The 24,075-nt window shown below is 66.0% G+C and carries 21 protein-coding genes; 13 read left to right on the top strand and 8 right to left on the bottom strand.

Annotation, left to right across the window (positions count from 1 at the left end; translation table 11 throughout):
- Positions 1-72 precede the first annotated feature (72 nt).
- Positions 73-2,163, top strand: a complete 2,091-nt coding sequence (locus tag P8X75_01785) for a ComEC/Rec2 family competence protein (protein ID MEJ1993930.1) — start codon at positions 73-75, stop codon at positions 2,161-2,163.
- A gap of 7 nt (positions 2,164-2,170) precedes the next feature.
- On the opposite strand, the gene lexA is transcribed toward P8X75_01785, so the two are convergent.
- From lexA to P8X75_01755, 6 genes are all read right to left on the bottom strand, one after another.
- Positions 2,171-2,869, bottom strand: coding sequence for a transcriptional repressor LexA (gene lexA / locus P8X75_01780; protein ID MEJ1993929.1), 699 nt, complete (start codon positions 2,867-2,869; stop codon positions 2,171-2,173).
- Between the two features lie 148 nt (positions 2,870-3,017).
- Positions 3,018-4,235, bottom strand: a complete 1,218-nt coding sequence (locus P8X75_01775; protein MEJ1993928.1) for a molybdopterin molybdotransferase MoeA — start codon at positions 4,233-4,235, stop codon at positions 3,018-3,020.
- Complete coding sequence (moaC, locus tag P8X75_01770; protein ID MEJ1993927.1) at positions 4,235-4,711, bottom strand: cyclic pyranopterin monophosphate synthase MoaC; 477 nt, start codon at positions 4,709-4,711, stop codon at positions 4,235-4,237. The genes P8X75_01775 and moaC overlap by 1 nt, the downstream gene beginning before the upstream one ends.
- A 12-nt stretch (positions 4,712-4,723) precedes the next feature.
- Positions 4,724-5,548 carry an indole-3-glycerol phosphate synthase TrpC gene (gene trpC, locus P8X75_01765; protein MEJ1993926.1) on the bottom strand — a complete coding sequence of 275 codons (825 nt, stop codon included), beginning with the start codon at positions 5,546-5,548 and terminating at the stop codon, positions 4,724-4,726.
- Positions 5,545-6,588 carry an anthranilate phosphoribosyltransferase gene (gene trpD, locus P8X75_01760; protein MEJ1993925.1) on the bottom strand — a complete coding sequence of 348 codons (1,044 nt, stop codon included), beginning with the start codon at positions 6,586-6,588 and terminating at the stop codon, positions 5,545-5,547. Before trpD ends, trpC begins: the two co-directional genes overlap by 4 nt.
- A 36-nt stretch (positions 6,589-6,624) precedes the next feature.
- Positions 6,625-7,218, bottom strand: a complete 594-nt coding sequence (locus P8X75_01755; protein MEJ1993924.1) for an aminodeoxychorismate/anthranilate synthase component II — start codon at positions 7,216-7,218, stop codon at positions 6,625-6,627.
- Positions 7,219-7,386: 168 nt separating this feature from the next.
- On the opposite strand from P8X75_01755, the gene P8X75_01750 reads away from it, so the two are divergent.
- From P8X75_01750 to P8X75_01740, 3 genes are all read left to right on the top strand, one after another.
- Positions 7,387-9,660 (top strand): heavy metal translocating P-type ATPase, encoded by a 2,274-nt coding sequence (locus P8X75_01750; GenBank protein MEJ1993923.1) that lies wholly within the window; start codon positions 7,387-7,389, stop codon positions 9,658-9,660.
- A 2-nt stretch (positions 9,661-9,662) separates the two neighbouring features.
- Positions 9,663-10,058 (top strand): Cu(I)-responsive transcriptional regulator, encoded by a 396-nt coding sequence (gene cueR, locus P8X75_01745; protein ID MEJ1993922.1) that lies wholly within the window; start codon positions 9,663-9,665, stop codon positions 10,056-10,058.
- 69 nt (positions 10,059-10,127) lie between these two features.
- On the top strand, positions 10,128-11,306 hold the full coding sequence (locus tag P8X75_01740; GenBank protein MEJ1993921.1) for a divergent polysaccharide deacetylase family protein: 1,179 nt from the start codon (positions 10,128-10,130) through the stop codon (positions 11,304-11,306).
- Between the two features lie 36 nt (positions 11,307-11,342).
- On the opposite strand, the gene trpE is transcribed toward P8X75_01740, so the two are convergent.
- Complete coding sequence (trpE, locus tag P8X75_01735; GenBank protein MEJ1993920.1) at positions 11,343-12,851, bottom strand: anthranilate synthase component I; 1,509 nt, start codon at positions 12,849-12,851, stop codon at positions 11,343-11,345.
- Between the two features lie 33 nt (positions 12,852-12,884).
- Entirely contained in the window at positions 12,885-14,792 is a 1,908-nt protein-coding gene (locus P8X75_01730; protein ID MEJ1993919.1) for a SurA N-terminal domain-containing protein, read from the bottom strand.
- Between the two features lie 232 nt (positions 14,793-15,024).
- Between P8X75_01730 and tpiA the strand changes: the two genes are divergently transcribed.
- The 9 genes from tpiA to P8X75_01685 form a co-directional block, all read left to right on the top strand.
- Positions 15,025-15,768 (top strand): triose-phosphate isomerase, encoded by a 744-nt coding sequence (tpiA, locus tag P8X75_01725; GenBank protein ID MEJ1993918.1) that lies wholly within the window; start codon positions 15,025-15,027, stop codon positions 15,766-15,768.
- Positions 15,769-15,897: 129 nt separating this feature from the next.
- On the top strand, positions 15,898-16,272 hold the full coding sequence (gene secG / locus P8X75_01720) for a preprotein translocase subunit SecG (GenBank protein ID MEJ1993917.1): 375 nt from the start codon (positions 15,898-15,900) through the stop codon (positions 16,270-16,272).
- Positions 16,273-16,479: 207 nt separating this feature from the next.
- On the top strand, positions 16,480-18,105 hold the full coding sequence (locus tag P8X75_01715; protein MEJ1993916.1) for a CTP synthase: 1,626 nt from the start codon (positions 16,480-16,482) through the stop codon (positions 18,103-18,105).
- A gap of 31 nt (positions 18,106-18,136) precedes the next feature.
- On the top strand, positions 18,137-18,985 hold the full coding sequence (kdsA, locus tag P8X75_01710; protein MEJ1993915.1) for a 3-deoxy-8-phosphooctulonate synthase: 849 nt from the start codon (positions 18,137-18,139) through the stop codon (positions 18,983-18,985).
- A 115-nt stretch (positions 18,986-19,100) separates the two neighbouring features.
- A complete protein-coding gene (gene eno / locus P8X75_01705; protein MEJ1993914.1) occupies positions 19,101-20,378 on the top strand; it encodes a phosphopyruvate hydratase in 1,278 nt (425 codons plus the stop codon).
- Positions 20,379-20,555: 177 nt separating this feature from the next.
- Positions 20,556-20,879 (top strand): septum formation initiator family protein, encoded by a 324-nt coding sequence (locus P8X75_01700; GenBank protein ID MEJ1993913.1) that lies wholly within the window; start codon positions 20,556-20,558, stop codon positions 20,877-20,879.
- A gap of 186 nt (positions 20,880-21,065) precedes the next feature.
- Complete coding sequence (gene pdhA, locus P8X75_01695) at positions 21,066-22,124, top strand: pyruvate dehydrogenase (acetyl-transferring) E1 component subunit alpha (protein ID MEJ1993912.1); 1,059 nt, start codon at positions 21,066-21,068, stop codon at positions 22,122-22,124.
- Between the two features lie 41 nt (positions 22,125-22,165).
- Positions 22,166-23,587, top strand: a complete 1,422-nt coding sequence (locus tag P8X75_01690) for a pyruvate dehydrogenase complex E1 component subunit beta (GenBank protein MEJ1993911.1) — start codon at positions 22,166-22,168, stop codon at positions 23,585-23,587.
- A gap of 27 nt (positions 23,588-23,614) precedes the next feature.
- Positions 23,615-24,075, top strand: a 461-nt coding sequence (locus tag P8X75_01685; GenBank protein ID MEJ1993910.1) for a biotin/lipoyl-binding protein, incomplete at its 3' end; no start/stop codon positions are given.

Below are 24,075 nucleotides of genomic sequence, written 5' to 3'. Positions count from 1 at the left end.
CTCTTTTCGGCCCCGCATTGGGCAGAGTTTGCGCTCATCTCCTGTTGACGGATCGAAGGTGCGGGGAAGCGAGTGGGGGCGCGAGGCGAAGCGGCAGAGCGTGTCCGCGCCACACTGGCGCCGGACGGTTTGCTGGTATGGGCGCCGGTTCCCTTCGCCCTGGGGACGGGACTCTATTTCGGCCTCGCGAGGGAGCCCGACATCCAATGGCTGCTTTATGGGCTCGCGCCCACGGCTGTTCTGCTGCTGTCCTGCTACCGTCTGCCGGCGCTGCGACTCTTGCTCCTCGGCTCTCTACTGGTCCAGTTGGGTCTGTTGAACGCCGCCTGGCGTTCTGACTCCGTCGGCACCCCTTTGATTGAGAATCGCTTGCCGCCGCAGATCCTGGAAGGCCGGATCGACCTGCTGGAAGCCGACAGCGGCAGCCACCGCCTTGTCCTATCCGGTCTCCGCTTCGAAAAGCCGCCCGAAGGCGCGCCGCCCAGGCGTGTGCGCCTGAGGTTGGCGAGCGGTGGGGAGGCGCTGGAGCCGGGCGACCGTATCCGCTTGCGCGCTGTGCTGCTGCCACCCTCGCGGCCTCTCGTGCCGGGCGGGTTCGATTTTGCGCGCCGCGCCTACTTCCAGGGCATCGGCGCCGTGGGCTACGCCTACGGAACGGCGGAGCGGACCGGGGCGGCGCCTCCACAGGGGGTTGGGGAGAGATGGCGCGGCTTCTGGAACGGACTGCGGCTGCGGATCGGCGCGCGCATTCAAGAGGTGGTTCCCGGTCAGGCCGGCGCCGTCGCGGTGGCGCTGGTCACCGGGCAGCGCGGCGCCCTCTCCGAAGAAACCGAAGAGGCGATGCGCCGTTCAGGCCTCGCCCACCTTCTGGCGATCTCCGGCCTGCACCTCGGCCTCGTGGCGGCGACGCTGGTCTTTTCTCTGCGCTTTGCCCTGGCGGCGGCGCCGGGCGTGGCGCTTCGCTGGCCGATCAAGAAGATCGCGGCTGTGGGCGGCATGGTGGCCGCCTTCTGCTATCTGTTCCTCGCCGGGGCGACCATCCCGGCGCAACGCGCCTTCGTGATGGTCGCCATCGCCCTCTTCGCGGTGCTGTTGGAGCGCAACCCCTTTTCCTTGCGGCTGGTCGCCGCCGCCGCCTTCCTGGTGCTCGCCGTGGCGCCGGAGAGCCTGCTCTCGCCCTCCTTCCAGCTTTCCTTCGCCGCCGTGACCGCGCTGGTCGCCTTTTTCCGGCACTCCCGCCTCGGCGCGCCTCAGTCGGAGGAAGGAGAGCGTGGGGGGACCTCCAGGCTGCTGCTCTACTTCCTGGTGCTGAGCACGACATCGCTGATCGCGATTCTGGCCACCACGCCCTTCGCGCTCCATCACTTCGGCCGGGTGACGCCCTATGGGCTCTTCGCAAATCTGGTGGCCGTGCCCCTGACGGCGCTCATTATCATGCCGGCGGCCGTGGCCGCGGGGCTGCTCTGGCCACTGGGCTTGGAGGCGCTGGCTCTGGCGCCCATGGGCTGGGCGATCGAGCTGCTGCTCTTCATCGCGGGCTGGTTCTCAAGTTTGCCGGGCGCATCCCTCGCCCTGCCGACCCTGCCGCTCGGCGGACTGCTCATGGTAACGGCGGGCGGCCTCTGGCTCTCGCTGACGCGCGGGCGGGCGCGCTGGTTGGGATTGCTGCTGGTGATTCCGGGCTTGGCCGCCAGTCCCCTGAAGCCTCTACCGGATCTGCTGGTCGACGAGCGCGGAGAACTGATCGCCCTGCGCGGAGAGGAGGGGCGCTACTATCTTTCGAGCCTCCGGCGGGAAGCCTTCACGCGGAAGCTCTGGCTACAGCATCTGGGAGAAACGCAAGCGGGATCCTGGCGCGAGGCGCAGGAAACCGGGGCGGTGCAGTGCGACAGCAAAGGCTGCCTGATCCGGCGCGAAGGATTGCTCGTCGCCGTGAGCGCCACGCCGGAGGGTGCGGCGGAAGACTGCCTGATCGCGGACCTGGTGATTTCACGCGAGCCGCTGCGGCGCGTCGACTGCCCCGCGCCGCTCGGGCGGAGCGACCTCTACGACCTTTTCGACGAGGGCGCGCATCTCTTGACCTTCGAGGGAGGGCCGGAGATCAGACTGGAAACGGTCGAGGAAAGCCGTGGTCAAAGGCCCTGGACGCGTCAGCCCCGATAGAGGGGTGTCAGTAGCGCCGCATCAGACCCACGAGGACACCCTGCACCTGCACACGATCGGGTGGGAAGATGCGGGTCTCATAGGCCTTGTTGGCGGGCTCCAGGGCGATGGAGTGCCCCTTGCGGCGGATGCGCTTCAAGGTGACCTCTCCGTCGTCCACCAGGGCGACCGCGATGGCGCCATTCTCTGCCGTGTCGGCGCGTTTGATGATCACGGTGTCGCCGTCGAAGATCCCGGCGTCGATCATGGAATCGCCTTCGACCTCCAGCGCGTAGAATTCGCCGCGCGCGCTCAACATGGCGCCGGGCACATCGACGAAGTTGCTGTTGTCGCGGAGGGCTTCGATGGGCGTGCCCGCGGCGATTCGGCCATAGAGGGGCAACTGCTGGCTGCTGCCGTCGCCCATCAGGTCAGGCAGGCCTCGCGGCTCCTGACCGAAGACGCCGGTGATGACGTTGCTGCCGGGATCGGCGGCCTGGGCGCCCATGCGGTCTTCGGGGAGCCGCAGAATTTCGATGGCCCGGGCCCGGTGGGGCAGGCGGCGGATGAAGCCGCGCTCCTCCAATCCCGTGATGAGTCGGTGGATGCCTGACTTGGACTTCAGTCCCAGCGCCTCCTTCATCTCATCGAAGGAGGGCGACACGCCATCGGCGCCCAAACGTTCGTTGATGAAGAGAAGAAGTTCGCGCTGTTTTCTGGTCAACATGCTGTCAATTCCCCGATCTACCGCGTTCCCCGCCCGAAGAATAATCTGGGCCCCCAATAGGGAACAAAGTGGAAACTTCGAGAATGTTCTAGTTTAGTTCCTTCTGATGGTCAAGCGCTTTTCGGCAAAGGATCATTCGGCCGTCTGGTCAGAGCGCACGCCCGCCGATCCCCCTCAGCGGGATGACCTGACAAGGCTCGCCCGCGTCGGCGGCGGGGGCGTGCGGGGGACGGATCAGCAGCGCGTCCGCGTCCTTCAGCGTCGCCAGCATGGAGGAGTCCTGCCGGGAGAAGGCGAAGGCGGTCAGCAGTCCCTGATCATCCGATTCCAGACGGGCCCGCAGGTAATCCTCCCGCCGGTCGTTCTCCGGCAGGCCCTTTCCAAGGCGGGCGCTGCGGGGTTCTGGCGCAAGCGCCGGGCAATCCAGAAGTTTCGCCATGATCGGCAGCAGGAAGAGGTAGGAACAGACCAGGCTCGACACCGGGTTTCCGGGCAGTCCCAGCACCGGCAATTCGGCCCAGCGTCCGAACATCAACGGCTTTCCGGGCCGCATCGCGATCTTCCAGAAGTCCAGTTCCAGCCCGCGCGAGGAGAGGGCGCCCTGCACAATGTCGTGCTTGCCGACCGAGGCGCCGCCGGTGGTGACCAGCAGGTCGCAGCCGCGCGCGCCTTCCAGCAGCGCGACCAGCGCATCCTCCCGGTCGGGGGCGATGCCGAGGTTGACCGGCTCTCCGCCCGCTTCCTCGATCAGGGCGGCCAGGGCCAGGACGTTGGAGCTGACGATCTGGTTGGGTCCGATGGCCTCGCCCGGCATGACGATCTCGTCGCCGGTCGCGAGCAAGGCGATTCGCGGCTTGCGGCGCAGTTTCAGCCAGGGGCGGTTCATGGCCGCCGCCAGACCGATATCCCGGGCGCTGAGGCGGGTTCCCGCCGTCAGCTTCACGTCGCCTTCCTTGAAGTCCAGTCCGGCGGGGCGGACATAGTTGCCCTTGCCGACCGGCTGGGCGACGGAAACCTTGTCCCCGTCCAACTCGGCGTCCTCCTGGATCACGATGCAGTCGGCGCCGTCCGGGAGGGGAGCGCCGGTGAAGATCCGGACGGCCTCTCCGGCCTTCAGCGGCCGGTCGTAGGAGCTGCCCGCCGGGACCTCCGCCACCACGGTGAGCGTAACCGGAGCCTGTTCGAGGTCCACGGCCTTCATGGCGAAGCCGTCCATGGCGGACATGTCCTTGGGTGGCTGGGTGCGGTGGGAGGCGAGGTCCTCGGCCAGCACGCGCCCGCCGGCCTGGGCCAGCGACAGCGTCTCCGGGGCGAGCGGGCTGAAGGCTTCGAGGATGCGCGCGCGGGCCTCTGCTACCGGCAGCATCACTTGGCCTCGTAGGTGCCGGACTTGCCGCCCGACTTGTGCAAGAGGCGGATATCGGTGATGCGCATGCCCTTATCGACCGCCTTGCACATGTCGTAGACCGTAAGCGCCGCAACCGAGACGGCGGTGAGCGCCTCCATCTCCACGCCTGTCCGCCCAATCAGCTTGCAGGTGGCCTTGATGTCCACGGCGCTTGCCGCCTCGTCCAGCGAAAGCTCCACCTTGACCGAGGAGAGGGAGAGGGGATGGCAGAGCGGGATCAGGTCGGGTGTGCGCTTTGCGCCCATGATCCCGGCCAGCCGCGCCACGGAAAGCACGTCGCCCTTCTTCATGCCGCCGGATGCGATGAGCCGGGCCGTCTCCTCCGACAGCTCGACACGCCCGCCCGCAACGGCGACCCGCTCGGTCTCGCCCTTGCCGGAGACGTCCACCATCACGGCCTTGCCGCTTTCGTCGAAGTGCGTGAAGTCGCCCATCGGTCCACTCCCTCAGGCGCTTTGCAGAGAGGCGCTGCCGCCCGCCGCATCGGGCAGCAGCGCGCGGGTCGCCTCCGCCACGTCGGGCTGGCGCATCAGCGATTCGCCGATCAGGAAGGCCTCGGCCCCGACGCGGCGCATGCGCTCCAGGTCCGGACGCGCGTAGAGCCCGCTCTCGGCGATCAGCAGACGGTCATCGGGAACGCGGCCCGCAAGCCGCTCCGTGGTCTGAAGATCGACCTCTAACGTTTTGAGATTACGATTATTTATGCCGATCATTGGGGATCGGAGCTTTAGAGCGCGATCCAACTCTTCCCCGTCGTGCACCTCGATCAGAACGTCCATGCCCCACTCAAGCGCGGCGGCTTCCAGTTCTGCTGCCTGGGCATCCTCCAGCGCCGCCATGATCAGCAGGATGCAGTCGGCGCTTAGCGCGCGGCTTTCCACCACCTGATACGGCTCCAGCATGAAGTCCTTGCGCAAAGCGGGCAGGGCGACGGCCTTGCGCGCGGCTTGAAGATAGCGGTCGTCGCCCTGGAAGTACTTCTCGTCGGTCAGCACCGAAAGGCAGCTCGCGCCTCCGGCCTCATAGGCGCGGGCCAGGGACGGTGGGTCGAAGTCCTCGCGAATCAGCCCCTTGGAGGGGGACGCCTTCTTGATCTCGCAGATAAGACCGTATCCGCGGGTTCGCGCGGCCTCGGCCAAGGCTGCGTGAAAGCCGCGCGGCGCGTCGGCCTGCTTGGCGCGCGCCTCCAACTCCGCGAGCGAGATTGAGGCCTTCTTCGCGGCGATGTGGGTGCGCTTGTCCTCGCAGATGCGTTCCAGAACGTCGCTCATGCTCCCGTTCCCGTCCCTTCGTTGCTGATCGCGACCATCCGCTGCAGCACCTCGCGGGCGCGCCCTTCGTCGATGGCGGCGGCGGCCTGGGCCGCGCCCTCCTTGAGATCGCCCGCCTTTTCCGCGACGAGAAGCGCGGCGGCGGAGCCCATCAGGACGATATCACGATAGCCGCCCTCGGCCCCATTCAGCAGCGCCTTCAGCGCCTCTGCGTTCTCCTCGCCGCTGCCGCCCAGGATCGAGCTCAGCTCGTGGCGCGGCAGGCCGGCGTCCTCGGGCGTGATCTCAAAGCTGGTCACCTTACCGTCCTTTAACTCCGCGACCTTCGTGGGGCCGGTGATGGAGATCTCGTCCAATCCGGGATCGCCATGCACCAGCCAGGCCCGCTCGGAGCCGAGGTCGCCCAGGACCTGGGCGAGGGGCTCAAGCCAGGCGTCGGAGAAGACCCCCATCACCTGACGCTTGACCCCGGCTGGATTGCAGAGCGGCCCCAGCAGATTGAAGATCGTGCGGGTCCCCAACTCCATGCGCGAGGGACCCACGTGGCGCATGGCGCTGTGATAGCGCGGCGCGATCAGGAAGGCCGTGCCCACTTCGGCCAGAGTGCGCTCGACCTGGGCTTTCTCCGCATCCAGGTTAACCCCGAGGGCTTGCAGCACATCGGCGGCGCCACTCTTGGAGGAGGCGGCGCGGTTGCCGTGCTTGGCCACCGGCACGCCGCAGGCGGCGACGACCAGCGCGACGGCGGTGGAGATGTTGAGGGTGCCGACCCCGTCGCCGCCGGTGCCGCAGGTGTCTATCGCGCCGGCGGGCGCTTTCACCTTCTCCATCTTCGCCCGCATGGCGCGCGCCGCGCCGGTGATCTCCTCGACTGTCTCGCCGCGCACGCGCAGCGCCATCAGGAACCCGCCGATCTGGGTCGGCGTGGCCTTGCCGGACATCATGATGTCAAAGGCGCGCTCGGCTTCAGCCGCGTCCAGCGATTGGGCCCCAGCCACCTTGGCGATAAGCGGCTTCAGGTCGAGAGTGTCGTCGGTCATGGAGGCTCCGCCTTCTTGCGCTTGCTGTCCGCGGCCTTAGGCGACCGCGCGGGTTGCGTTGTGCCCCGCCAGCCGCAGGAAGTTTCCAAGCAACTTGTGGCCGTGCTGGGAGGCGATGGATTCCGGGTGGAACTGCACGCCGTGCACCGGGTGCTCGCGGTGCTGCATCCCCATGATCATGCCGTCGGCGGTCTCGGCGGTCACCTCCAGGCAGTCCGGCAGCCCCTCGCGCGCCACCACCAGCGAGTGATAGCGGGTCGCCTCGAAGTTGTTGGGCAAGCCCTCGAAGACGCCGGCGCCTTTGTGTGAGACTTCGGAGACCTTGCCGTGCATGGGCTTCGGGCCGCGCACGACCTTGCCGCCGAAGGCCTGGCCGATGGCCTGATGGCCGAGACAGACCCCCAGTATCGGCAGGCGTCCCGCGCCGCGCTCGACCATTTCCAGGCAGATGCCCGCCTGATCCGGGTCGCAAGGACCGGGCGAAAGGATGACCCCCTGTGGGTTCATGGCCAGCAGTTCATCGACAGTGATGGCGTCGTTGCGCCAGACCTTCACCTCCGCTCCCAGCTCGCCCAGGAAGTGGTAGAGGTTGTAGGTGAAGGAGTCGTAGTTGTCGATTAACGCAAACATGTCAGGGCCTTAAAAGGGTTTATTCATGCTGCGCTCCTGGCAGCGAGACGAAGGTTATAGCAGGCCGTTGTCGCTGCTGAAAAGCGCCCCTTGACCTTCCAGTTACTGGAACCCCCATATCCGAATGACGAGAGAACAACAGCAATGCATTAAGGACAGCGATTGTCTATGAGCACGAAGCATTCCAAGGCCCACGAGGTGGCCCACGAGATGGGTCACGAGGCGGCCCACGAGAAGGGCCACAGCGATGTCACCCTCGATATCGAGGGCATGACCTGTGCGGGCTGCGTCTCGCGGGTCGAGAAGGCCCTGCGTTCGGTTCCCGGCGTGGAAACGGCCGAGGTCAACCTGGCGAGCCGTTCGGCGCGCGTAAGCCTGCTGGACGAGACGGCGATCGCGGGTCTTGAAGAGGCGGTCGCCAATGTCGGCTATCATGCCGAAAGGCGAGGTCACGAGGTCGGCCACCACCACCCGGAACCGGCGCGGCTTTCAACGGCTGCGATCCTGATTCTCGCCCTCTCCATTCTCCTGACCCTGCCGCTGATCGTGCCCATGCTGCTCGGCTGGTTCGGGATCGAGGCCATGCTGCCGCCGATGGTGCAGTTGCTGCTGGCGACCCCGGTGCAGTTCGTTGCGGGCTGGCGCTTCTACCGCCCGGCGCTGATCGCGATCCGCCACGGCGAATTCAACATGGACAGTCTGGTCGTGGTCGGCACCTCTGCCGCCTACGGCCTTTCACTGGCCCTTACCTTGGGCGCCGCCGACCCCTGGAGCGCCGGGGGCGTGGAGCTTTATTTCGAGGCATCGGCGGCTGTCATAACCCTGGTCCTTTTGGGCCGGATGCTTGAAGACAAGGCGCGCCTGGCGGCGGGCTCCGCACTGAAGGCTCTCGCATCCCTGCGGCCCGAGAAGGCGCGGGTCGAGCGCGACGGAAAACTGGAGACCGTCTCCCTCGATGCCCTGCAGAAGGGAGAGGTCGTCATTGTCTCCCCCGGTGAGCGCTTTCCGGTCGACGGGGTCGTGCTGGAGGGCGAGAGCCAGGCGGACGAGTCGCTCCTGACAGGTGAAAGCCGCGCCGTGCCCAAGGGCCGCGACGACAAGGTGGTCGGGGGCTCGCTGAACGGCGACGGGCGGCTTCGGGTGCAGGTGACGGCCGCCGGTGAAGGAACGCAGCTTGACCGCCTGATGGACTTGGTGGAGCGCGCTCAGGGCTCCAAGGCTCCGGTGCAGCGTCTCGTGGACCGCATCGCGTCGGTCTTCGTCCCGGCGGTGCTGGTGTTCAGCCTCGTCACCTTGGGCGGCTGGCTGCTTGCGGGAGCCTCCGCCAGCGAAGCCGTCATCAACGCCGTCTCCGTCCTGGTCATCGCCTGTCCCTGCGCGCTTGGCCTGGCGACGCCGACGGCGATCATGGTCGGGACCGGTCTGGCGGCCCGTCACGGCATCCTGATCCGGGACGCAGCCGCGCTGGAGATGGCCCGCAAGGTAGAGGTCGTGGCCTTCGACAAGACCGGTACGCTCACCAAGGGCGCGCCGCAGGTGCGCAGCGTGGCGGTGGCCGAGGGTCTCAGCGAAGACGAGTTGCTGCGCCTGACGGCCTCGGCCCAGTCCGGCAGCAGCCATCCCCTGGCGCGCGCGATCATTGCCGCAGCCGAGGAACGTGACCTTTCGACGGTCGAGCCGCAGGAGCAAAAGGTGCTGGCGGGCCGGGGCCTCTCGGCGCAGGTCGAAGACCGCAGGCTCTTGATCGGCAGCAAGCGCCTGATGACGGAGCGTTCCATTGACGTCTCGCCGCTCGAGCAGGAAGGCAAACGGGCAGAGCAGGCGGGCCAGAGCCTGGTTTGGGTGGCTGAGGAAGGCGGGCCGCTTCTGGGAGTCATGGGCCTGGGCGACGCCTTGCGGGACACGGCCAAGCGGGGCCTTGAACGCCTCAAGGAACAAGGCCGCAGCACGCTCATGATCTCCGGCGACAGCGAAGAGGCGGCGCGCGGCATGGCTGAAGGCCTGGCGCTCGATGAGCTGCGGGCCGAGCTGCTGCCCGATCAGAAGCTGGAGATCATCGAAGGCTTTTCCAAGAGCGGTAAGGTGATCGCCATGGTGGGCGACGGCGTCAACGACGCGCCCGCGCTGGCGGCTGCCGACCTTGGCATCGCCATGGGCAAGGGGACCGAGGCCGCGGTGGAGGCCGCCGGGATCACCCTGATGCGCGAAGACCCGCGCCTGGTGGCCGACGCTCTCGGCTTGGCCGAGGCGACCTACCGCAAGATCAAACAGAACCTCTTCTGGGCCTTCATCTATAACGTCGTTGGGCTGCCGCTTGCGGCGCTTGGGTACCTGAACCCGGTTTTCGCCGGGGCCGCCATGGCGTTAAGCTCGGTTTGCGTGGTCTCCAACTCGCTTCTCTTGAGGCGCTTTGCCGGCCGCATGACCAAAGAGGACGAATAGAAATGAAGATCGGTGAGGTGGCCAAGGCTTCCGGCGTTCCGCCGAAAACCATCCGCTATTACGAGGGCATCGGCCTGATCGCTCCGGCGGACCGCACGGAATCCGGCTACCGCGACTATGACCAGCGCGATCTGGAAACGCTGCGTTTCATCTCACGGGCCCGCAATCTCGGGTTCAGGGTGCGGGAGGTGGCGGACCTCCTGACGCTCTGGCGCGATCGGGAACGCTCCTCCGCCCAGGTAAAGGCCGTGGCGCAGGAGCACCTCGATGACGTCGATGCCCGCATCGCCGAACTGCAATCCCTGAGGGAGACGCTCGCCGAACTGATCGAGCGCTGCCACGGGGACGCCCGGCCCGATTGCCCGATCCTGAAGGATCTCGCCGGGCGCAGCCGGTAAAGCGACTCCGGGCCGCTGTGCTAGCGTCTCTTCACGTTCAGACGGGGGAGACGGAGCGCACGCGCGGCCATGGCGAGGAAAGTCAGCAAGCCTGCCTCTAGGCGCTCGACCGCCAAGCCGGCAGCCAAGCGAAAATCCAGCAGCAAGAGCCGCCGCCGCAAGACGGCGGCTTCGGGTATTTCGCTTCAGCGCTTCTTCGTCGGCGCCATGCGGTTGGCTCTGGTTTCCCTCGGGATTTTCGCGGTGGGACTGATCCTGGGGCTCTACTTCTCTCACACGCCGCCGGGCGAGCCCGTGGCCGGGGAAGATCGTCAGATCGTCGCTGAAGAACCGGAGGCCTACCGGCTTTCGCCCGTGCCGCAGCCGCCCAAGCCAAAGCCCCAGATCGTACAGCGGCCCGAGGTGCTGCCGCAGGTGAAGGCTGCAGCGCCAGCTCCCGCGCCCGTTCCGGAACCCGCAGTCCTCGCGCCTGAGGTGGAGAAGCCGGTGGTTCCGCAAGCCGTGGTCGCCCCGGCCCGCCAGGCGACCTGGCTGCGCAACGCCGTCGCCGTCGATGCCCCGCAGGAAAAGCCGTGGATCGCAATCGTGCTGGACGATGTCGGCGTGAATCGCAGCACTGCCTGGGAAGCTATCGACCTGCCGCCGCCCTTGACGCTGGCCTTCATGACCTATGCCAGCGATCTGCCGCGCATGACCCAGGCCGCGCGCGAACGGGGGCACGAGTTGATGGTGCATTTCCCCATGGAACCCTCGGACATCGCGCACAACGATCCGGGCGAGAACGCCTTGCTGCTGGGGCTGTCACGCAACGAGATCGAGCGGCGGTTGGATTGGGGCCTGGCGCGCTTCGAAGGCTATGTCGGCGTCAACAACCACATGGGCAGCCGCTACACCGAGGATGCCGAGGCGCTGAAGCCCGTCATGGCGGCGCTCAAGGAGCGCGGCCTGCTGTTCCTGGATTCCCGAACCTCGGCCCGGTCGGTGGCGGGCGGGGTGGCGCGGCGGGCCGGTCTGCCCGTTATCGCCCGCGATGTCTTCCTGGACCACGAGCCGACCAGCAGTTTCGTGGTGCAGCAGCTTGAGGAGTTGGAGACCATCGCCCAGCGGCGCGGCTATGCCGTGGGGATAGGCCATCCGCAGAGCTATACGCTGGAGGTTCTGCGCGAATGGATTCCCAGCGCGCGGGAGCGGGGCTTCGTGATCGTGCCCCTGACGGCGATCGTGAAGCGGCGCGGCGAGGTCGGCTGACCCGGCTGGGTTTGGGCTCCTTAGGTCTGCTTCTTTCTAGTTCTGGGACTTCGCGAAATTCACTGCTTCCTCGGCGGCGCGCAGCAGGGCGCGGGCCTTGTTGCAGCTCTCCTGATACTCCGCTTCCGGGTCGCTGTCCGCGACCACGCCGCCGCCCGCCTGCACGTACATGACCTCTTTCTTGATGAGCGCCGTGCGCAGCGCGATGCAGGTGTCCATGTCGCCGCCCGCGCCCAGATAACCGACCGCGCCGGCGTAGATGCCGCGTCGCTCGGGCTCCAGCTCCTCGATGATCTCCATGGCGCGGACCTTGGGCGCGCCGGAAACGGTGCCCGCCGGGAAGCCTGCCGCCAGCGCGTCGATCATGTCGAAGCCCGCGCGGATGCGGCCCACCACGTTGGAGACGATGTGCATGACGTGGCTGTAGCGCTCTATGGTGTACTGCTCGGTGACCTTCACGCTGCCGATCTCGGCGACCCGGCCGACATCGTTGCGCCCCAGGTCGAGCAGCATCAGATGCTCCGACAGTTCCTTGGGATCGGCCAGAAGCTCTTCGGCCAGCGCGCGGTCCTCTTCGGGCGTCGCGCCCCGCTTGCGGGTCCCGGCTATGGGGCGGATGGTGATATCGCCTTGACGCAGCCGCACGAGGATCTCGGGGCTGGAGCCCACCACGGCCATCTCGCCCATCTCCAGAAAGAAGAGAAAGGGGGAGGGGTTCAAGCGGCGCAGCGCCCTGTAGAGCGCGAAGGGCGGCAGCTCGAAAGGCAGGCGGAAGCGCTGCGAGGGGACCACCTGGAAGATGTCGCCGGCCAGGATGTACTCCTTGGCCTTCTCCACCATGCGGTGATAGCCCTCCCGCGTGGTGTTCGACTGCGGTTCGGGAAGTTGCGCCTGGGTTCCGATCGGCAGGCGTCGGTCGTGCAGCGAACGCTCGAAGTCCTCGGCCACTTTCGAGAGGCGCTCCAGCGCGCGCTCATAGGCCAAGCGAGCGTCCAACCCGTCTCGCGGGAAGACCGGCGTGAAGACTGTGATCTGGTCTTCCAGACGGTCGAAGACCGCGACGATGGTGGGGCGCAGAAAGAGGGAGTCGGGAATCTCCAGGACATCCGGGTTCTCTTCCGGGATCCGCTCCACCTCCCGGATCATGTCATAGCCGAAGTAACCGATCAGGGCCGAGGCCATGGGCGGGCAGTCCTCCGGCAGCGCGATACGGCTCTCGGCGATCAGCGCGCGCAGGTTCTCCAGCGGCTTGCCCGCCAAGGGCTCGAAGGCCTCGCTGTCGCTGAGAGCCTGCCGGTTGATTTCCGCCTTGCCGCTTTTGCAGCGCCAGATGACGTCGGGCTTCATGCCGATGAAGGAGTAGCGCCCGATGGTCGTGCCGCCCTCCACCGATTCGAAGAGGCAGCGGAAGGACTGCCCGTCGGTCAGCTTCAGAAAGGCCGAAACGGGCGTTTCAAGGTCGGCCAGCAGACGCAGCGAGACGACCTGGGATTCGCCTGCCTGGTACTTGGTCTTGAAGGCCTCGTAGTCTGGCGTGGTCTGCATGAGAGGGCCCAAGCCTTCCTGGCCGCGACGGCGTTAGAGGTAGTTCTGGAGCAGCAGGTCGATCTGCTGGCGGTTCACGGAGACGCCCTGTTCTTCGCGCAGAGCCTGAAGCAGCTGCGCGCCCAGGTCGTTCTGCATCGCCCCCAGGGTGACGGCCCGCAGGTCGTCGAGAGCCTGCTGATCTTCCGAGGGCTCCGGGGTCTCGATGGCGCTCAGCCGAACCACGATCTCGGCCAGGGGGCCGACGGTGGTGCGCACCTCCTCGGGCTCCATCTGGAACAGGGTGGAGGTGAACTGCGGGGAGGGGACCTTCTGCTGGTCGCGCTCATTGCGGGCAACGCCCTCTGTCGTCTCCACGACCAGATTCATGCCCTCGGGCTTCTCGACCGCCTCGATCGCCGCTTCCAGGGTCAGACCCTCGGCGGCCTTGGCCTGGATCGCCTCGGCGAGTTCCCCGGCAAGGCGGGCGCGCTCTTCCTGCTTCCAGCGGCGGATCACGCTGTCGCGAACCTCGGAGAGGGGGCGCTCGCTTTCCGGCGTGATGCCGTCGACCCGGACCATGAAGTAGCCGTCGTCGCCGGTCTCGATCAGAAGGCTCTCGAGGCCCGGTTCGAGCTGATAGGCCTCCGTCAGGATCGCTTCGCGCGGCTCCAGGCCCTCCACCAGGGCGCCATCGGGCGTGCGCCCGCTGCGGTCCACCGCGTCGATGCTCTGGATCGGCAGCGCCAAGGCCGCGGCGGCTTCCTCAAGCGAGGCGCCTCCGGCAATAGTGTCGTCGAACTCGTTCGCCAGCGTGACGAGGCTGTCGATAGCCTGGCCGCGCTTCAGCTCGCGCGTCAGTTCGTCCCGCACCTCTTCAAAGGTACGCAGCGAACCGGCTGTCACGCTGTCGATCCGAATGACGTGGAAACCAAGGGGGGAGGCGGCGGGACCGACCACGCTGCCGGCCTCTCCCTGGAAAGCGGTCTCGGCGACGGCGCCGGGCAGCTCATCCTTGGTCACGCTGCCGAGGTCCACAGGGCCGGGCAGGCCCAGCTCTTCGGCGGCGGCTGCAAGCGTCTTGCCTTCCTGCGCGGCGGCGGCGAGCGCCTGTGCGTCCTCCTCGGCCGACAACACGACCTGGGTCAGGGTGCGGGTCTCCGGCACCTCGAAACTGGATTTGCGCAGCTCGTATTCTTCGCGCAGTTGCTCCTCGCTGACCGCGACCTCGTCCATCAGGTCTTCGGCGGTGATGCGGACCACGGTCAGGGCGCGGTACTCCGGCGCCATGAAGTTCTGCTTCTGCTCCTGATAGAAGCTCTGAAGGGCGACTTCCTCCGGGTCTTCGATGTCGGCGAAGGCGCTGTGGAACAGCGTCACGTAGCGCGCATCGCGCGTTTCATTCTCATAGGCGTAAAGCGGCATGGCGAAGGCATCGGGGACTTCCAGACCCGCGAAGGCGGCGTCCAGAAGCTGCTGGCGCGCGATGGACTTGCTCAGGACGCCCAGGAACATCGACTCGCTCATGTTGTTGGCGAAGAGCGCGTTGCGCAGCAAGGAGGGATCGAACTGTCCGTCGGGCCCTTGGAAACCGGGGTCCTGGCGAATCGATTCGCGCAGCTGCTCCTCGGTGACCGTCATGCCGAGATCGTCGCTCAGAAGATCGATGGAGGTCTGGGTGATGAGGCGCTCCAGCGCGCGTTCGGCCACGCCGAAGTCGCGGATCTGATCGCCATCCAGCGAACGGCCCAGCATCTGCTGGGTGCGGTTGACCTCCTGTTGCAGGACCCGGCTGTACTCCGCGACGGTGATCTCGCGATCGCCCACCTTCGCAACGACGCTGTCCGCACCCTGTCCCCTGAAGATGTCGCCGATGCCCCAGACGGCGAAACTCAGGATCAGGAGAGCGAAGAGCCCGATCGTTACGATCTTGCCGACGGTGCTGCGCATGGTCTTGAGCATGATTGCCTCTTCAGGTCCTTCCTGGCGGTCCCCGGCTGACGCGGGACCTCTTTCAACGGTGCGGCGAACGGCGCCGCCAAGGGGGCGGCGCGGCGCGCATCTTAGAGAGGCGCTCAAGACCCGGCAACCGCCAAAGAGCGGCGCTCTTCCCACCCCCCTCGGACCCTGGAAAGCCGGGGCTCTTCGTGCTACCAGCAAGCCTTGCGATTGACGGGTGAAGAACGGGGTCGAGATGAGGCGGAAGCTGATTGCGGGCAATTGGAAGATGAACGGCCTTCTGGGCGATGGGGTGGAGCTTGCGCGCGCCCTGAGCAACCTGGCGGCGGGTGAGAGTCCGAATTGCGACCTTCTGGTCTGCCCGCCGGCGACGCTGATCATGACCGTGGGCGGGGTCCTGTCCAGCGGCCCCATCGCGCTCGGCGGACAGGACTGCCACAGCGAGCCCGGCGGCGCGCACACCGGAGACATCGCCGCGCCCATGCTGGCGGACCTGGGGTGCAGCCATGTGATCGTCGGCCACTCCGAAAGGCGCGCCGACCACGACGAGAGCGACGCCCTGGTCAAGGCGAAGGCGGAGGCCGCGCTGGCCGCGGGCCTGACGCCCATCGTCTGCCTGGGGGAAAGCCTGGAGGAGCGGGAGGCTGGACGCGCGCTCTCTATCGTAGCGGATCAGCTTCGCGGCTCTCTGCCTGAGGGCGGCACCGCTGTCGTTGCCTACGAACCGGTCTGGGCGATCGGAACGGGAAAGAGCGCGACCCCTGACGACGTTGCCGAGGTTCACGCGGAGCTGCGGCGCGTCCTGGAGGAGATGCGGGGTGCTGAGGAGGCCTCCGCCACACTGATCCTTTATGGCGGCTCGGTGAAACCCAACAATGCCGCGGAGCTGTTGGCTCTGGCGGATGTCGATGGCGCGCTGGTCGGAGGCGCCAGCCTGAAGGCCGACGATTTTTGGGAGATCGCGCGCGCTTGCCCCTAGCAATAGCGGGTCAAAGGGTCTAAATACCCCTCCCGAAAGCCATGTGTTGAATGAACGGCGGCAGCCGGGCCTTTCCTGGAAGAGAAAACCGGGCGCCCGCCAAGGACTTGCTGGGAAGCGGAAAGCTCCATGTTTTCGATCATCCTCGTCATCTTTCTGTTGGTCACGCTCGCCATGATCGGCGTCGTGCTGATGCAGCGCAGTGAAGGCGGCGCGCTCGGCATCGGCGGCGGTGGCGGCGGCGGTGGCGGCGGAGGTTTCCTCACCGGTCGCGGTACCGCCAACCTCTTGACCCGCACCACTGCCATTCTCGCAGCCTGCTTCATGGGACTGAGCGTCGTGCTCACGATCCTCTCGGGCGTGGACCGTGAAGGCGGTTCGTCGGTTCTTGACGACCTGGGCGGCAGCGAGCAGCTCGCGCCCCTGGCGCCGCTCCCGGCCGAAGAGGGCACGGACGGCAGTAGCGATAGCGAGCCGAGCGCGCCCAGCGTGCCGGTTCAGTAACGGACGACTCGAGTCGCGCCGGATCGGGAGCTTCCTGGTCCGGCGCGATTTCTTTTGTGCGCTTCGGAATTCGGCGCGCGCCACGCCGCCAAAGTGCGGCGAATCATAGGGTTGCCGGGGCAGGCCCTTCTGGGTTCCACGGCGGGCAGGAACGAGCGATAGAGGGAGGCTTGCTCCGAAAGGAGTTAGGCCCGATAGTGTCCATCCATGGCGCGATTCATCTTCATCACCGGCGGCGTGGTCTCCTCTCTCGGCAAGGGTCTTTGTTCAGCGGCGCTCGGCGCTCTGCTCCAGGCCCGCGGCTATAAGGTCCGGCTCAGGAAGCTGGACCCCTACCTCAACGTCGATCCGGGCACCATGAGCCCGACGCAGCACGGTGAGGTCTACGTGACCGACGACGGCGCGGAGACCGATCTGGACCTGGGCCACTACGAGCGCTTCACCGGCGTTCCCTCCCGCAAAAGCGACAACGTCACCACCGGGCAGATCTACTACAAGGTCCTGGCCCGCGAGCGGCGCGGCGACTACCTCGGCGCGACCGTGCAGGTCATCCCGCACGTGACCGACGCCATCAAGGAGTTCGTCCTGGGCGATGTCGGGGACGAGGACTTCATCGTTTGCGAGATTGGCGGCACAGTCGGCGACATCGAGGGACTGCCGTTCCTGGAAGCCATCCGTCAGCTCGGCAACGAGCTTGGCCGAGAGCGCGCGCTCTTCATGCACCTGACGCTGCTGCCCTATATCAAGACGGCGGGAGAGCTTAAGACCAAGCCGACCCAGCACTCGGTGAAGGAGCTCCAGTCCGTCGGTATCCGCCCGGAGATCCTGGTCTGCCGGACCGAGGAGCCGATTTCGGAGAGCGAGCGCCGCAAGATCGCTCTCTTCTGCAATATCCGGCCTGAGTCCGTGATCGAGGCGATGGACGTGGATTCCATCTACGCGGTTCCCCATGCCTATCATGCGGAGGGACTGGATACCGAGGTCTGCCGTCACTTCGGCCTGGAGACAGCGGAGCCCGACCTGACGGTCTGGAACGAGGTGGTGGAGCGCGTGCGCCAGCCGGACGGCGAAGTGACCATCGGCGTGATCGGCAAGTACACCAGCCTTATCGACTCTTATAAGTCCCTGGCCGAAGCGCTGACCCACGGCGGCATCGCCAACAACGTCAAGGTCAAGATCGATTGGTTGGACTCCGAAATCTTCGAGACCGAAGGGGCGATCCAGCACTTGGAGAACGTCCACGGCATCCTGGTGCCGGGCGGCTTCGGCGAGCGCGGCAGCGAAGGCAAGATCGCGGCCGCCAACTTCGCGCGCGAGCGCGCGGTTCCCTATTTCGGGATTTGCTTCGGCATGCAGATGGCGGTGATCGAAGCCGCGCGCAACATGGCCGGATACAAGGGCGCGGGCTCTTCGGAGTTCGGCAAGCCCGAGGTGCCCGTCGTCGGCCTCCTCACCGAATGGACGCGCGGCAACGAGGTGGAGAGGCGCGGCAGCGCCGACGACCTGGGCGGCACCATGCGCCTGGGCGCCTATCCCTGTAACCTGAAGCCGGGATCGAAGGTGCGCGAGATCTACGGCGCCGACCATATCGAGGAGCGCCATCGCCACCGCTATGAGGTCAACATCGCGTTCCGCGAGGCGCTGGAGAAGGCGGGCTTGATCTTTTCCGGCCTCTCCCCAGATGGGGAGCTACCGGAAATTGTGGAATTGGCCGAGCACCCCTGGTTCATCGGCGTGCAGTTTCACCCGGAACTGAAGTCGAAACCCTTCGACCCGCATCCGCTTTTCACGTCCTTCGTGAAGGCGGCGGTGGAGCAATCGCGCCTCATGTAGCCGGGGCGCCGTTATCGAGGCAGCAAAGCCCATGTCCGAGCCTAACCGTAGCGTCGCCATCGGCGACCTGACCGTCGCCAACGACAGGCCCTTCACCCTGATCGCCGGTCCCTGCCAGATCGAAAGCCGCCAGCATGCGCTGGAGACCAGCCAGGCGATCAAGGAGATCACGGACGCCTTGGGCATCCCGCTCATCTATAAGTCCTCCTTCGACAAGGCGAACCGGACCTCCCTCAAGGCCGCGCGCGGTGTTGGGATCGGGGAGGGGCTGGAGATTCTGGCCGAGGTGCGGGCCTCGACCGGCTGCCCCACGCTGACGGACGTGCACCTGCCCGAGCAGTGCGCGCCGGCCGCCGAGGCGGTGGACGTGCTCCAGATCCCGGCCTTCCTCTGCCGCCAGACGGACCTTTTGATCGCCGCCGCCGAAACCGGTGCCGCGATCAATGTGAAGAAGGGCCAGTTCCTGGCGCCCTGGGACATGAAGAACGTGTTCGCCAAGCTGAAGGAGGCCGGCAACGAGCGCGTGCTTCTGACCGAGCGCGGCGCCTCCTTCGGGTACAACACCCTGGTCTCCGACATGCGCGGTTTGCCCATCATGGCGCGCGACACCGGCTGTCCCATCGTCTTCGATGCGACCCACTCGGTGCAGCAGCCGGGCGGGCAGGGCACCTCCTCGGGCGGACAGCGCGAGTTCGCGCCGGTCCTGGCCCGCGCCGCCATTGCGGTCGGCGTCGCCGCGGTCTTCGCGGAGACCCACCAAGACCCCGACAACGCCCCCTCCGACGGGCCGAACATGATTCCGCTGACCCGGTTGAAGGAGATGCTCTCGGTCATGGCGGAGCTCGACAAGGTCGCCAAGGCGCATCCCGTTTCGATCTGATTTGGACTCAGCCGCCTTTCGGGGCCGCTTCAGCTTGCCGCTCGCGCGGCGAGGCGCTATTCCTCTGCTCTCTTCTTTCCTTCGCTGCTAGGACGACAAGGAGCCTGCTTCAGAGATGAGCGCCATCATCGACATCCGCGCCCGTGAGATCCTCGATTCCCGTGGCAACCCCACCGTCGAGGTCGACCTTGTTCTGGAAAGCGGTGCGGTCGGCCGCGCTGCGGTCCCTTCCGGCGCTTCCACCGGCGCCCATGAAGCCGTGGAGCTGCGCGACGGCGACAAGAAGCGCTATCTCGGCAAGGGGGTGACCCAGGCCGTCGAAGCCGTGAACACGGAACTCTATGAGGCGCTGGTCGGCATGGAGGCGGACGACCAGATCCGGCTCGACCGCCTGATGATCGATCTGGACAACACCGGCAACAAGGCCCGCCTGGGCGCGAACGCGATTCTGGGCGTCAGTCTGGCGCTGGCCAAGGCGGCGGCGGAGGAGGCTGGGCTGCCGCTCTACCGCTATGTCGGTGGGGCTTATGCTTCGACCTTGCCGGTGCCGCTCATGAACATCATCAACGGCGGCGCGCATGCCGACAATGCGTTGGACTTCCAGGAGTTCATGATCATGCCCGTGGGCCAGGACAGCTTCCGCGAGGCGCTGCGCTGCGGGGCCGAGGTCTTCCACAGCCTCAAGAAGAAGCTGAGCGACGGCGGCCACAACACCAACGTCGGGGACGAGGGCGGCTTCGCGCCGGGCCTCAAGTCCTCGGAAGAGGCGCTCGGCTTCATCATGTCGGCGATCGAGGCCGCGGGTTACAAACCGGGCGAGGAGGTGCTGCTCGCGCTGGACTGCGCGGCCACCGAGTTCTACGACGAGGGCACCTACAAGATGGCGGGTGAGGGCAAGACGATGGACGGGGGTGAGATGGCCGCCTTCCTCGCGCACCTCGCCGGGAACTATCCCATCGCATCCATCGAGGACGGCATGGCGGAGGACGACTGGGATGGCTGGAAGACCCTGACCGATCAGATCGGCGCCAAGGTCCAGCTCGTCGGCGACGATCTCTTCGTCACCAATCCGGCACGCTTGCGCGACGGGATTGAGAAGGGCGTCGCCAACTCGATCCTCGTGAAGGTCAACCAGATCGGGACCCTGACCGAGACGCTGGAAGCCGTGGAGACCGCTCACAAGGCGCACTACACCGCCGTGATGTCCCACCGCTCGGGCGAGACCGAGGACGCCACCATCGCGGATCTGGCCGTCGCGACCAACTGCGGCCAGATCAAGACCGGCTCGCTGTCCCGCTCGGACCGCATGGCCAAGTACAATCAGCTTCTGCGTATCGAAGAGCAGCTTGGTTCGGCGGCGCGCTACGCGGGCCCCGACCTTCGGAAAGGTTAACGGCGGGCTAGTTGGCGAGCTTCCCGAACTGCTACTAGATATAGTGGTGGCCCTTTGGGCCAGGGTGATCAAAAAGAGAACATAGAGTCTTTTGAGTCACACCGGGAATCCCCTTGGAATCATTGAATTTTTTAGATTGCGCGCCGAGTCGCTTGGTGGTTCCATAGGGGCATGTCGATGCTACAGGAAATACGCAAGCGCGGCGTCGCCGTGTCGCTCCAGGTCTTCGCGGCCTGCATGGTGGTCTACTTCGGCTTCCATGCGGTGCAGGGCGAGCGGGGCTTTCTTGCCTATGTGAAGCTCAACAAGGAGCTTCAGCAGGCCGAGCTCCAGTCCGCCGCTGTTTCCGAACAGCGCGCCGCCTTGGAGATGAAGGTGGCCGGTTTGCGTCCTGAGAGTCTCGACCTCGATCTTCTCGACGAGCGCGCGCGACTGCTGCTGAACTACGGGCAGCCGACCGACGGCGTGGTTCGTTTCGATGGGAATCCCCGGGGGAATTAACCAGGGGTAATCTGGGCGACGGCGACGTGAATTCCGTTTCGAGCAGCCTGAACTAATATCAAGTTAAATAAAAGAAAATCGAGAAATTGCAACGCGTTAGGTCGCGTTGCAATTTTCTCGTTATGGGCCTATCGTTGACCTCAGCAATGCGCAGTCAAGCGCAGTCAACCATAGGCAGGGAGAGTCATGGCGACCAGGAAAAGCGCGAGCTCAAGCTCCGCCAGTCAGTCCCCCGCGCGCAAGCGCACCCGCAAATCCAAGACGTCATCCAGCACCAACTACAGCGCTGAAAAGCTGCTCAGCTACTATCGGGAGATGCTGCTGATCCGCCGCTTCGAAGAGAAGGCGGGCCAGATGTACGGCATGGGCCTGATCGGTGGCTTCTGTCACCTGTACATCGGGCAGGAGGCCGTGGTGACGGGCATTCACGCCAACATGACGGACGAGGACAGCGTGGTCGCCTCGTACCGCTGTCACGGGCACATGCTCGCCAGCGGCATGGACTCAAAGGGCGTGATGGCCGAGCTGACCGGCCGCAAGGACGGTTACTCCAAGGGCAAGGGCGGCTCCATGCACATGTTCAGCCGGGAGAAGAAGTTCTTCGGCGGCCATGGCATCGTGGGCGCGCAGGTGCCCATCGGCACGGGCATCGGCTTCGCCCAGAAGTACCTGGGCGAGGACACGGTCCACTTCTGTTATCTGGGCGACGGCGCGGTGAACCAGGGACAGGTCTATGAGTCCTTCAACATGGCCGCGCTCTGGAAGCTGCCGGTCATCTACGTGATCGAGAACAACCGCTACGGCATGGGTACCTCCGTCCAGCGCGCCTCGGCATCGACCGAGCTCTATAAGCGCGGCGAGGCTTACGGCATTCCGGGCAAGCAGATCGACGGCATGGACGTCATCAAGGTCCAGGAGGAAACCGCCGCCATCATCGAGAAGGTGCGTAAAGGGGAGGGTCCCTACATCCTCGAGATGATGACCTACCGCTATCGCGGCCACTCCATGTCGGACCCGGCCAAGTACCGGACCCGCGAAGAGGTGCAGAAGATGCGCACCGAGCACGATCCCATCGATCAGTTGAAGAAGCTCATCCTGGAAAACAAGGTGAGCGACGAGGACACGCTGAAGGGGATCGACCGGGAGGTGAAGGACATCATCTCCGACGCCGCGGATTTCGCTCAGAACAGTCCCGAGCCGGATCCCTCCGAACTCTGGACCGACGTCTACGCGCTCGAACTCTGAGTCGCCGAGACCGGTAAAAAACGCTTTAGGGAGGCAAGAAAATGCCCGTTCAAGTGCTGATGCCGGCACTTTCGCCCACGATGACCGAGGGCAAGCTGGCGAAATGGGTGAAGTCGGTCGGCGACGAGGTAAGCGCCGGCGACGTCATCGCGGAGATCGAGACCGACAAGGCCACCATGGAGGTCGAGGCGGTCGAGGAAGGCAAGCTCGGCAAGATACTGGTCGAGGAAGGCACCGAGGGTGTCGCCGTCAACAGCCCCATCGCCCTGCTGCTCGAAGAAGGCGAGGACGAGAGCGCGCTGGAGGGCGCCGACACGGCGGCCCCCTCTGACGATTCGAATGGAGATTCGAGCGACGACGAAGCGGCAGAGGCTCCCGCGTCTCAGCCGGCCCGGGCCGCCGCGCCTGAAGAGGTACCTCAACCGGTCGCCACCGGGCAGTCCAGCGGAGAGCAGGACGAGCCGGAATGGACCGGGGAGACCGAGACCCTGACCGTCCGTGAAGCGCTGCGCGACGCCATGGCCGAGGAGATGCGGGCCGACGACAAGGTCTTCGTCATGGGCGAGGAGGTGGCCGAATATCAGGGCGCCTACAAAGTGACCCAGGGTCTTCTCGACGAGTTCGGCGCCAAGCGCGTGATCGACACGCCGATCACCGAGATGGGCTTTGCCGGTCTCGGCACGGGCGCCGCCTATTACGGGCTGAAGCCCATCGTCGAGTTCATGACCTTCAACTTCGCCATGCAGGCGATCGACCACATCATCAACTCCGCCGCCAAGCAGCTCTACATGTCCGGCGGACAGGTGCATGTGCCCATCGTGTTCCGCGGCCCCAACGGCGCGGCTTCGCGCGTGGCCGCCCAGCACTCCCAGGACTATGCTTCCTGGTATGCGCATATCCCCGGATTGAAGGTGGTGGCGCCCTATTCGGCGGCCGATGCGAAGGGTCTCCTGAAAGCGGCGATCCGCGATCCGGATCCCGTGGTCTTCCTGGAGAACGAAATCCTCTACGGCCAGTCCTTCGAGGTGCCGAAGAGCGACGATTGGACCGTCCCCATCGGCAAGGCGAAGGTGGTGAAGAAGGGCAGCGACGTGACGCTGGTCGGCTATTCGGTCTGCGTCGGCATGGCCCTGGAGGCGGCGGCCCAGCTGGCCGAGGAAGGCATTGACGCGGAGGTCATCGACCTGCGTTCGCTGCGCCCGCTGGACGCCGAAACAATCATCAACTCGGTGAAGAAGACCAACCGTCTGGTCTCGGTCGAAGAGGGCTGGGCCGTTTGCGGCATCGGCTCCGAAATGGCCGCGATCATGATGGAGCAGGCCTTCGATTGGCTGGATGCGCCGGTGGCGCGGGTCTGCGGCAAGGACGTGCCAATGCCCTATGCCGCCAACCTGGAAAAGCTGGCGCTGCCCCAGGCCGAGCATATCGTGGCGGCGGCCAAGGCCGTCTGCTACCGCGACTGATAACCCGGTCTTCGGGGAGGAATTGAAATGCCCGTTCAGGTTCTGATGCCGGCACTTTCGCCCACCATGACGGAGGGCAAGCTGGCCAAATGGCTCGTCAAGGAAGGCGACGAGGTCAACTCCGGCGATGTGATCGCCGAGATCGAGACCGACAAGGCCACCATGGAGGTGGAAGCGGTCGAAGAGGGGACGCTCGGCAAGATCGTCGTGGCCGAAGGCACGGAGGGCGTGCCGGTCAACGAGGTGATCGCGCTGCTGCTGGAAGAGGGGGAGAGTGCGGACGACCTGGAAGGCGCCGACGCTTCTCCGAAGCAGGGAAGCAAGGCCGAAGCGCCCAAGGAGGAGAAGAAGGAAGCAGCTGAGCCTGCGCCTAAATCCGAGCCCGCGCCAAAGTCCGAAGCCCAGCCCGCAGCCCAGCCGGCGGCATCCGGCGGAAGCGCGTCCCCCGCCAAGTCCGGCGGCGACCGGATCTTCGCCAGCCCCTTGGC

This window comes from Limibacillus sp., assembly GCA_037379885.1.
Classification (GTDB): domain Bacteria; phylum Pseudomonadota; class Alphaproteobacteria; order Kiloniellales; family CECT-8803; genus JARRJC01.
This window is presented reverse-complemented; position numbering and strand designations above follow the sequence as displayed.

Bases quoted from the DNA above. Each gene is read 5' to 3' on its own strand.
- lexA (MEJ1993929.1), bottom strand. From the start codon at position 2,869: ATGTTGACCAGAAAACAGCGCGAACTTCTTCTCTTCATCAACGAACGT.
- P8X75_01775 (MEJ1993928.1), bottom strand. From the start codon at position 4,235: ATGCTGCCGGTAGCAGAGGCCCGCGCGCGCATCCTCGAAGCCTTCAGC.
- moaC (MEJ1993927.1), bottom strand. From the start codon at position 4,711: ATGGGCGACTTCACGCACTTCGACGAAAGCGGCAAGGCCGTGATGGTG.
- trpC (MEJ1993926.1), bottom strand. From the start codon at position 5,548: ATGAGCGACGTTCTGGAACGCATCTGCGAGGACAAGCGCACCCACATC.
- trpD (MEJ1993925.1), bottom strand. From the start codon at position 6,588: ATGACCGACGACACTCTCGACCTGAAGCCGCTTATCGCCAAGGTGGCT.
- P8X75_01755 (MEJ1993924.1), bottom strand. From the start codon at position 7,218: ATGTTTGCGTTAATCGACAACTACGACTCCTTCACCTACAACCTCTAC.
- P8X75_01750 (MEJ1993923.1), top strand. From the start codon at position 7,387: ATGAGCACGAAGCATTCCAAGGCCCACGAGGTGGCCCACGAGATGGGT.
- cueR (MEJ1993922.1), top strand. From the start codon at position 9,663: ATGAAGATCGGTGAGGTGGCCAAGGCTTCCGGCGTTCCGCCGAAAACC.
- P8X75_01740 (MEJ1993921.1), top strand. From the start codon at position 10,128: ATGGCGAGGAAAGTCAGCAAGCCTGCCTCTAGGCGCTCGACCGCCAAG.
- trpE (MEJ1993920.1), bottom strand. From the start codon at position 12,851: ATGCAGACCACGCCAGACTACGAGGCCTTCAAGACCAAGTACCAGGCA.
- P8X75_01730 (MEJ1993919.1), bottom strand. From the start codon at position 14,792: ATGCTCAAGACCATGCGCAGCACCGTCGGCAAGATCGTAACGATCGGG.
- tpiA (MEJ1993918.1), top strand. From the start codon at position 15,025: ATGAGGCGGAAGCTGATTGCGGGCAATTGGAAGATGAACGGCCTTCTG.
- secG (MEJ1993917.1), top strand. From the start codon at position 15,898: ATGTTTTCGATCATCCTCGTCATCTTTCTGTTGGTCACGCTCGCCATG.
- P8X75_01715 (MEJ1993916.1), top strand. From the start codon at position 16,480: ATGGCGCGATTCATCTTCATCACCGGCGGCGTGGTCTCCTCTCTCGGC.
- kdsA (MEJ1993915.1), top strand. From the start codon at position 18,137: ATGTCCGAGCCTAACCGTAGCGTCGCCATCGGCGACCTGACCGTCGCC.
- eno (MEJ1993914.1), top strand. From the start codon at position 19,101: ATGAGCGCCATCATCGACATCCGCGCCCGTGAGATCCTCGATTCCCGT.
- P8X75_01700 (MEJ1993913.1), top strand. From the start codon at position 20,556: ATGCTACAGGAAATACGCAAGCGCGGCGTCGCCGTGTCGCTCCAGGTC.
- pdhA (MEJ1993912.1), top strand. From the start codon at position 21,066: ATGGCGACCAGGAAAAGCGCGAGCTCAAGCTCCGCCAGTCAGTCCCCC.
- P8X75_01690 (MEJ1993911.1), top strand. From the start codon at position 22,166: ATGCCCGTTCAAGTGCTGATGCCGGCACTTTCGCCCACGATGACCGAG.